The 3,214-nt window shown below is 70.7% G+C and carries 2 protein-coding genes and 1 pseudogene; 2 read left to right on the forward strand and 1 reads right to left on the reverse strand.

The window, feature by feature from the left end; genetic code table 11:
- Positions 1-246 precede the first annotated feature (246 nt).
- Positions 247-1,836, reverse strand: coding sequence for a catalase (locus tag COGEMETH_RS25370; RefSeq protein WP_238185429.1), 1,590 nt, complete (start codon positions 1,834-1,836; stop codon positions 247-249).
- A gap of 136 nt (positions 1,837-1,972) precedes the next feature.
- Here COGEMETH_RS25370 and COGEMETH_RS25375 point away from each other — a divergent pair, with 136 nt between their 5' ends.
- A complete protein-coding gene (locus tag COGEMETH_RS25375) occupies positions 1,973-2,965 on the forward strand; it encodes a LysR substrate-binding domain-containing protein (RefSeq protein WP_238185430.1) in 993 nt (330 codons plus the stop codon).
- 51 nt (positions 2,966-3,016) lie between these two features.
- Positions 3,017-3,214, forward strand: a pseudogene (locus COGEMETH_RS25380) (AbrB family transcriptional regulator); the annotation flags it as partial.

Raw genomic sequence — 3,214 nt, forward strand, 5'->3', positions numbered from 1 at the left:
TCCCGCACGGGAGAGGGGGTCCGCACAGCCCTTCGGACGACCTCTCCGGTTCCCCTGCTCAGATGTGTGAAGCAGGGAGCCACTGCGAGCGAGGGTCGCGCGAGGAAGGAGCCCGTGCCGGAGTCTATCCGCATCGGGGACGACAACGAAAAGCCTCGCGCGGTCGGCGGACCGCGCGGGGCTGGGGTTTCAGGTCGGACGACCGCGCGGGGCTGGGGTTTCAGGTCGGACGACCGCGGAGAAAAACTACTCGGCGGCGACCCGGTGGGCGTGGGAGCCGTCCGTGTAGGTCTCGGACTGGAGGCGCTTGTGCGGGGCGGCGCGGCCCGGCAGGGGCGGCAGGGCCTTGGCCTTCTCCAGGTCGATGCCGGCGCCGTCCGCGACGCGGCGGCCGTAATCCTCGTCCGCGTGCCAGAAGTGCCAGACCATCCGGAGCTGGATCGCCTCGGGGCACTGCTTCATGTCGCCGACGAGGTTGGCGATCAGGTCGTCGCGCTCCCAATCCTGGAACGAGCGGTAGCGCACGCCGGCCTGGGCGTAGTCGTCCTCGGTGCGCGAGGTCTGGTAGCGGCCGAGCTGGCCTTGGACCGGCTGGTGGTAGTCACGGGCGGGCTTCGGGGCCTCGGCCAGCCCCTCGCCGATGGTGGAGGGCTCGTAGTTGATGTGCCGGTTCTGGCCGTGGCCGTCGACGCCGTAGGTCATCTGGCCGTCGCGCTGGTTCGAATAGACCTTCACGCCGGGCTGCGGCGCGTTGATCGGCAGCTGCAGGTAGTTGGCGCCGACGCGGTAGCGCTGCGTGTCCGAGTAGGACAGCGTCCGCCCCTGGAGCATCTTGTCGTCGGAGAAGTCGATGCCGTCGACCAGCACGCCCGTGCCGAAGGCCGACTGCTCGACCTCCGCGAAGAAGTTGTCGGGTACGCGGTCGAGCACCATGCGGCCCACCGGCAGCAGCGGGAAGTCCTCGACCGGCCACAGCTTGGTGTCGTCGAGCGGATCGAACGACAGGTGGTCGTTCGGGCCGTCCGGCATGATCTGCACGCAGAATTCCCACTCGGGGAAGTTGCCCTTGGAGATGTTGTCGTAGAGGTCGCGGGTGGCGTGGCCGACGTCCTTGCCCTGGATCTCGGCGGCCTGGGCCGAGGTCAGGTTGCGCACGCCCTGCTTGGGCTCCCAATGGAACTTGGCAAGCACCGCCTCGCCGGCATCGTTGACGAGCTTGTAGGTGTTGACGCCCGACCCCTCCATCTCCCGATAGTTGGCGGGGATGCCCCAGGGCGACTTCAGGTGCGTCACCATGTGGATCGCTTCGGGGTGCTGGGCCACGAAGTCGAAGAAGCGCCACGCCTCCTGCCGGTTCGTCACCGGATCGGGCTTGAACGCGTGGATCATGTCGGGGAACTTGATCGCGTCGCGGATGAAGAAGACCTTGAGGTTGTTGCCCACGAGGTCCCAGTTGCCGTCCACCGTCTTGAACTTGACGGCAAACCCGCGCGGATCGCGCTCGGTCTCAGGGCTCTCCTTGGCGCCGGCCACGGTGGAGAAGCGCACGAACATCGGCGTCTTGACGCCGGTCTCGTTCAGCACGCGGGCGCGGGTGTACTTGGAGGCCGGCTCGTTGCCGATCTTGCCGTAGGCCTCGAAGTAGCCGTGGGCGCCGGCGCCGCGGGCGTGCACCACGCGCTCCGGGATGCGCTCGCGGTCGAAATGCGTGATCTTCTCGATGAACTGGTAGTTCTCGAGGGTCGCGGGACCGCGCTCGCCGACGGTGCGGGTGCTCTGGTTATCGCGGACCGGATGGCCCTGACGGGTCGTCAAGATCGGACGCTGGTCGCTCATGCCTGTCGTTCCTCCGTGCGGTGGACGCGGTCCGGCGCGGGATGCCGCAGCCTGGAACCGTTCTGGACACGGGTTATGAACCTCGTACGACCCATTGGCAAATGCATCGTCGCAAACATCGTGATAGATGCCGTCTATGAATATCGCCGGCCTGTCCCTGCGCGACCTGGAATACGTGGTGGCCATCGCCGACGAGGGGCATTTCGGCCGGGCGGCCGAGCGCTGCAACGTCAGCCAGCCAACCCTGAGCGTGCAGGTGCGCAAGCTCGAAGCCGCCCTGGGGCTGGCGCTGTTCGAGCGCTCCAGCCGGCGCGTCCTGCTCACGGCCGCCGGGCAGGGCATCGTGCGGCAGGCCCGCACGGTGCTGGCCGAGGCGCAGCGCCTGCTGGCGCTGGCCACCGAAGGCCGAGGCTCGCCCCTCACGGGCCGGCTGGTGCTGGCCGCGATCCAGACGCTCGGCCCCTATTACTTCCCCCTGACGCTGCGCCTGCTGCGCCGGGAATTCCCCCTGCTTTCGCTCTCCTTGAGCGAGTTGCGCACCGCCGAGATCCTCGACGGCCTGCGCGAGGGACGCATCGACGCCGCCCTGGTCTCCCTGCCGCTGCCGGCCGCGGGCCTGGCCGTCGCGCCGCTGTTCGTGGAGCCGTTCTGGCTCGCCTGCCCGGCCGAGCACGCGCTCGCCCGGGTGGACGGCCTGCGCACCTCCGACATCAGCGGGCCGGACCTGCTCCTCCTGGACGAGGGCAACTGCCTGCGCGACCAGACCATCGCCGCCTGCGGCGCCGGCGGTTCGGCCGGCCGCCACGCCACCAGCCTGGAGACCCTGCGCTCGATGGTGGCCGCGGGCTCGGGCTACACCCTGCTGCCGGGCCTCGCCGTCCCGAGCGGACCCGATCCGAGCGGGCTCACGGTGACGCGGGGCTTTGCCGCGGACGGGCCGGGCCGCACCATCGCGCTGGCCTGGCGCGGCAGCGACCCGCGGGCCCCGGGCCTCGCGCACCTGGCCGCCTTCCTGCGCGCCCATGCGCCGGCCGGCACGCAGGCCTGCCGCGAGGAGGGGGATACGGCCGCCCCGCCCTGTCGCGCGGCGCAGCCGTCCCGCCGTGACAGGGGACGGGAAGCGGTGTAGCGCGGCGCTTCCCGCTCCCGCGCCGTCCGGCGCCCATCCGGCCAGCCTCCGTTGCCCGCCTTCCGCACGATCGGCCTCTGGGCGGCGCTCGTCGCCACCTCCGCGGTCCTCGCCCTCGGCCTGCACCTCGCGCGCTTTCCCGCAGCCCTGCTGATCGGGCCGATGGTGGCCGCGATCGCCTTCGGCGTCTGCGGCGCGCGCCTCGCCGTCCATCGGGCGGGCTTCCAGGCGTCGCAGGCGATGATCGGC

It is taken from the genome of Methylobacterium trifolii, from assembly GCF_022179685.1.
Classification (GTDB): Bacteria; Pseudomonadota; Alphaproteobacteria; order Rhizobiales; family Beijerinckiaceae; genus Methylobacterium; species Methylobacterium trifolii.

What these genes read in the sequence shown, in the direction of transcription:
- COGEMETH_RS25370 (WP_238185429.1), bottom strand. Translation starts at nt 1,836, where the DNA reads ATGAGCGACCAGCGTCCGATCTTGACGACCCGTCAGGGCCATCCGGTC.
- COGEMETH_RS25375 (WP_238185430.1), top strand. Translation starts at nt 1,973, where the DNA reads ATGAATATCGCCGGCCTGTCCCTGCGCGACCTGGAATACGTGGTGGCC.